A 6000-nucleotide genomic window follows, 5' to 3' on the forward strand; every position below is an offset into this window, starting at 1 on the left:
TCTAGAGAAGCGCGCTAAGCAGGTTAGACACATGACTGGAGAAATCATGAGAACTAGCAAGAAGAAGTTGGTGCTGGCCCTGGCCCTGGCAGGCCTGGGCGGCCAAGCCGGCAGCGTTTGGGCGGCGGAATCGAGCAGCGGCACCCTGGACCGGGTGGAAATCACCGGGTCCAACATCAAGCGCAGCATCAAGCAGGAAAAAGCGCTGCCGGTGACGGTGGTTCGCACCGAGGAAATGAGCAAGCAGGGCTTCACCACGGTGGAGCAGGTGGTGAATTCGCTGGCCAGCAACCAGTCCAGCATGGTGGGCGCTTCGTCGGTGCAGACGGTGTCGGGCGGCGCCTCCTACGCCAGCCTGCGCGGCCTGGGCTCGCAGTACACGCTGGTGCTGCTGGACGGCCGTCGCGTCGCCAGCCAGGCGATTGGCGGCTACGCCACGGATTTGAACGCCATCCCGCTGTCGGCGATTGAGCGCATCGAGGTGCTGCGCGACGGCGCCTCCGCCATCTACGGCACCGACGCCATCGGCGGCGTGATCAACTTCATCACCAAGAAAAGCTATCAGGGCGTGACGGTGGCGGGCGAGCTGGTGTCCACCGACCACAAGGGCGGCAATACCGGCAGCGCCAGCATCACCGCCGGCATCGGCGATCTGAACAAGGACGGCTACAACGTTTACGGCTCCCTGAGTTATCAGAAGCTGGACGCCATCACCACGCTGAACCGTTCCTTCGCCAACAAATACCTGACCGCGGACAATCTGAGCGGCCGGGTCTTCCCGTCCAACTTCACCTACAAGGGCAACGCCTACAACCCGACGGCGCCGAATTGCAAACCGCCGTACGCCAAGCCGATAGACGCCAACTCCTGTGGCGAGAACGCCACCCTCTACATGGACTTGACGCCGGAGGTGGAGCAACTGACCGCCTTCGCCAAGGGCACCAAGCAGATTGGGGAACATACCCTGTCGCTGCAGTACATGGGCGCGCGCAACCTGAGCACCACGCGCATCTCGCCGGCGCCGCTGGCCAAGATCGCCACCCTGAAGGCGGGCGACAAGTATTATCCGACCCATTTGCCGGACGGCACGCCCACCGACGGCAGCGATGTGGTGATCAACTCGCGCGCGGTGCCGCTGGGGCCGCGCGTGACCGAGAGCCTGTCCACCACGCAGCGGCTGGCTTTCAACGCCGAAGGCTTGCTGGCGGGCTGGGATTACCGCGGCGGGGTGGCCTACTCCGAGAACAAGACCATCATCAATTACAAGTCCGGCTATGTGCACGGCGACAAGGTCGCTGCCGCCTTCCAGGACGGCACCATCAACCCCTTTGGCGATTCCGCGCCGGGCGCCTGGCAGAGCACCGAGCTGAAGGGCGACGGCTGGATCGCCAAATATCAGACGGTGATGGCGGACTTCAAGGTCAGCAAGGAGGTGTTTCAGCTGCCGGCCGGCATGGTGGCGACGGCTTTCGGCGTGGAAACCCGGCGTGAGAAACTGGACAGCCAGATCCAGGACATCGCCCAGTTCGCGCTGGGCTCCGGCATCGCCGATTCCAAGTCCACCAGCGGCAGCCGCGGCGTGACCGCGGCCTATGTCGAAGCGGACATCCCCATCTTCAAGAACTTCGACGCCCAGCTGGCGGCGCGTTATGACCGCTACACCGACTTCGGCAGCTCCTTCAACCCCAAGATCGCCGTCAAGTATCAGCCTATCCCCCAGGTCTTGTTCCGCTCCTCGGCCAGCAAGGGCTTCCGCGCGCCGACGCTGTACGACGTGTTCACGCCCAACAGCAAGACCTACACCGCCAACAAGTTCAACGACCCCTTGCGCTGCCCGGGCGGCACGCCGGCCAACGGCGGCAACAAGGTGGACGATTGCAACACCCAGTTCGAAGCCTTGCAGGGCGGCAACAACAATTTGTCGCCGGAGAAGGCCAGCTCGCTGACCTTCGGCATCGTGATCGAGCCGATCAAGGAAATCACCGCCAGCGCGGACTTCTGGTGGACCACGGTGAAGGACACCATCGGCGCGCTGGATCCGGGTGTGATTTTCGCCGATCCGAGCAAGTACGCGGACAAGTTTGTGCGCAACCCCGACGGTTCGCTCAACCATGTGATCACCACCACCCAGAACCTGGGCACTCTGAGCGCGGCCGGCGTGGACATCAGTCTGGCTTTCCGTCTGCCCAAGATGGCTTGGGGCAATTTCGGCGTCAATCTGGACGGCACCTACACCTCCAAGTACCAGCAGCAAATGGAGCCCAAGGGCCCTTATCTGAGCTCTCTGGGCGGTTGGTATCAGAATATTCTGCAGCCGACCTTGCGCTGGAAGCACAGCCTGGCGTTCAACTGGGCCCAGGGGCCGTGGAGCGGGGTATTGGTGCAGAACTACTCGTCCGGCTACACCGACCTGAATCCCAACGATGAAGGCCATAATGTGCGCCCGTACTCCAACTGGAACCTGTCCGGCAGCTATGTGTGGGACAAGAAGCTGACCATTACCGCCGGCATCCGCAATCTGTTCGACCAGGAGCCGCCGTTCAGCAACCAGACCAAAACCTTCCAGTACGGCTTTGACCCGGTGGTGGCGGACCCGGTGGGGCGCGCCTACTTCCTGAAAGCCAGCTACAAGCTCTAAGCCTCGCCAAGGTGGTTTGATCAAGCCCCGTCGCGCCGTTTGGCGCGGCGGGGTTTTATGTTTTTGGAATGTATTTGTCTGGGGGCATGCTGCTAAGTTGGCGTGGTTTAGATTGGATATGAATGTTTTTTTACATGCCTGCCATTAAAAAAACGAATGCATAAGTTTTTGCAAAATTAGTCTAATCTGAAATTCTTGTACGAATTTGTCGTAAAAATGCAAAAAAGCAACAATGGCAAGTTGTTCTCACCATGGAAAATGACATGGAATTAGCGGCTTTCTGTAAAAGCTGCTGGCAAAAATCAGGGGCATAGTCTATTGATTTTCAAGCGCTAACATGATTTTTGCGCATTTCTCCGTCAAAAGGCGCGTTTAAACGGGGCGCCGGACGAGCAGGATCGCCCCTCAACAAATATTGACGGGGGGCAACAATCCTTAACACACTCGAAACACGGTCATGACGTTCGATTGTCGACGACCTGCAGTATCCAGCAAACGTTCGTCAGAAGCGCTGCTGGTTTCCGTGTGCAGTTAAGGAGAAATCAAGTTGAGAAGTCAAAAGAAGCAGCTAGTGCTTGCCCTGGCCATGGCCGGCATGGCGAGCCATGCGCCGTTCGCATTCGCCGCTGAGGCGAACTCCGGTCAACTGGACCGGGTGGAGATCACCGGTTCCAACATCAAGCGCAGCATCAAGCAGGAAAAGGCGCTGCCCGTCACCATTCTCAAAACCGAAGACCTGGCCAAGCAGGGTCTGACCACGGTGGAGCAGGTGGTCAACAGCATCGCCGCCAACCAGTCGTCGCAAGGGGCTAGCGCCTCGGTCGGCGCGTCCTCCGGCGGCGGCTCTTTCGCCAGCTTGCGCGGCCTGGGCAATCAATACACGCTGGTATTGCTGGACGGCCGCCGCATGGCCAATCAGGCGATTGACGGCACCTCCGCCGACCTGAACGCCATTCCGCTGTCCGCCATCGAGCGTGTGGAAGTGTTGCTGGACGGCGCCTCCGCCATCTACGGCACCGACGCCATCGGCGGCGTGATGAACTTCATCACCAAGAAGAGCTTGAAGGGCTTCAGCATCGGCGGCAGCCTGGCCAATCCGCAGCACGGTGGCGGCGATGAAAAGCGCGTCAACGCCTCCTACGGCATCGGCGACTTGAACCAGGACGGTTTCAACGTCTACGGCGCCATCGACTACCTGAAGCAGGATATGGTGATGGCGGGCCAGCGTGATTTCGCCAAGCAAATCACCCCCTATACCAGCACCAGCCCCAATGCATGGCCCGGCAACTATCTGGACGGCAGAACCAACAAGTGGGTGACGCCTTCCGCGCCGAAATGCGCGCCGCCCTTTTCGCAGTACGTAGGCGGGCGTTGCGTTGAGTATTTCTCTTTGTACCCCAGCATCATCCCGCAGGTGGAGCAGATTTCCGGCCTGATCAAGGCCACCAAGCGCATTGGCGACAACCACGAGCTGTCGCTGCAATACACCCGCACCGAAACCATCACCACTGCGCAGAACGCGCCGCTGCCGACCGCCGGCGACATCACCCGCGCCAACGCGGTGGACCCGAGCAAGCGCGACAAGCTGTATGTGCGCACCATTCCGCTGGGCAATCGCGAGACCGAAGCCAACTCGGTCACGCAGCGCCTGATGCTGAATATGGAAGGCCTGATCGCCGGTTGGGATTACCGCGCCGGCATCGGCCGTTCGGAAAACCTGATCAAGGAAAACCTGACCTCCGGCTACGTCAGCAAGAGCAAGATGCAGTCCGCGGTCGACAGCGGCGCGCTGGATCCGTTCGATCTGTCCGGCAACAACCTCGCTGCCTGGCGCTCTGTGGGCATGACCGGCCAGACCAAGGAAGCCAAGTCCACCATCGACATGGCCGACATCAAGGCCAGCCGCGAAGTGTTGCAACTGCCGGCCGGCATGCTGGCGATCGCGCTGGGCGCGGAAGTGCGCCGCGAGTCCTTGAGCACGATCTACAACAAAGCGGTGACCCGCGACGCCTTGAGCACGGGCCAGGACAAGACTGAAGATTCCAGCGGCAGCCGTTCCGCCTACGCTTTCTACGGCGAGGCGGACATTCCGGTGCTGAAGAACCTGGATGTGCAACTGGCCGCGCGCTACGACCACTACAGCGATACCGACAGCTCGATCAACCCGAAAGTCGCCTTCAAGTTCCAGCCCAGCTCGCAAGTGATGTTCCGCGGCTCGGCCAGCACCGGCTTCCGCGCGCCGTCGCTGTACAATATCTACCGCCCCAACCAGTTGCAGCTGACCAGCAGCAGCTACGTTGATTACGGCGCTTGTCCGGACGGCGTGAATCCTGCGCCGGGCGCAGACGGCACCGCTTGCACCAAGATGCAGCGCAATAAGCGCATTGCGGGCAACAAGAAGCTGGAACCGGAAAAGTCGTCCTCCTTGTCCTTCGGCATGGTGATCGAACCGGTCAAGGACTTCACCGCCAGCGCGGATTTCTGGTGGACCATGATCAAGGGTCAGATCAGCGTTCTGGACGAAACCGCCATCTTCGCGGATCCGGTCAAGTACTCTAAAAACTTTGTCCGCGACGGCAACGGCAATCTGTCCTACATCATCGACGACTACGACAACCTGGGCAATCTGAGCGCCGCTGGCGTCGACGTCAAGCTGAACTGGGTATTGCCCAAGACCGCCGCCGGCACCTTCACCGCGACCCTGGACGGCACTTATCTGTCCAAGTACTCCTACCAGAACGAGAAAAACGGCCCGTATTACAGCAGCCTGGGCTCGTACATCGACGGCGGTCCGACTTTCCGTTGGCAGCATAACCTGACTTTGGGCTGGGCTTACGGCCCGTGGGGCGCGATGCTGGCCCAGAACTACAAGTCCGGTTACACCGATGCCAACCCGGCAGGTCAGGACCACAACGTCAGACCTTACTCCACCTGGAATATGTCTGGTTCCTATACCTGGAACAAAAAGCTGACGGTGACCGCCGGCATCAAGAATCTGTTCGATCAAGAGCCGCCTTACTCCAATCAGTTAACGCGTTCGACTCAGCAGAACTACGATCCGCGCTTTACCGATCCGATGGGCCGTTCCTTCTTCCTCAAGGCTAATTACAAGCTCTAAGGCGGCGGGAAACTGGATGGGGCGGACTGGAGTCCGCCCCGTTCTCGGGCCCGGCGGCGTGCCGCCGCCGGGCGAATCAGAAGACAGTGGATATAAACATGACGAGCATCACAGCCAGAGGAATCGGCGGTCCCCCGCCCAAGCGCCGCATCGCGGGCTTGGTCGGCGTGATCGTCTTCCATGCACTGTTGATCTACGCGCTGGTGTCGGGCCTGGCCCAGGGCGTGGTCAAAGTGATCCAGCA

2 protein-coding genes are annotated in these 6000 nt (G+C 60.4%); both read left to right on the forward strand.

What is annotated here, in order from left to right; translation table 11 throughout:
- The first annotated feature begins 46 nt into the window (after positions 1 to 46).
- Positions 47 to 2638, forward strand: coding sequence for a TonB-dependent receptor (locus tag QUG03_RS22995; RefSeq protein WP_500821097.1), 2592 nt, complete (start codon positions 47 to 49; stop codon positions 2636 to 2638).
- A 547-nt stretch (positions 2639 to 3185) separates the two neighbouring features.
- A complete protein-coding gene (locus QUG03_RS23000; protein WP_486636998.1) occupies positions 3186 to 5756 on the forward strand; it encodes a TonB-dependent receptor in 2571 nt (856 codons plus the stop codon).
- Positions 5757 to 6000: the final 244 nt, after the last annotated feature.

The organism is Chromobacterium sp. CCUG 30098, assembly GCF_059916605.1.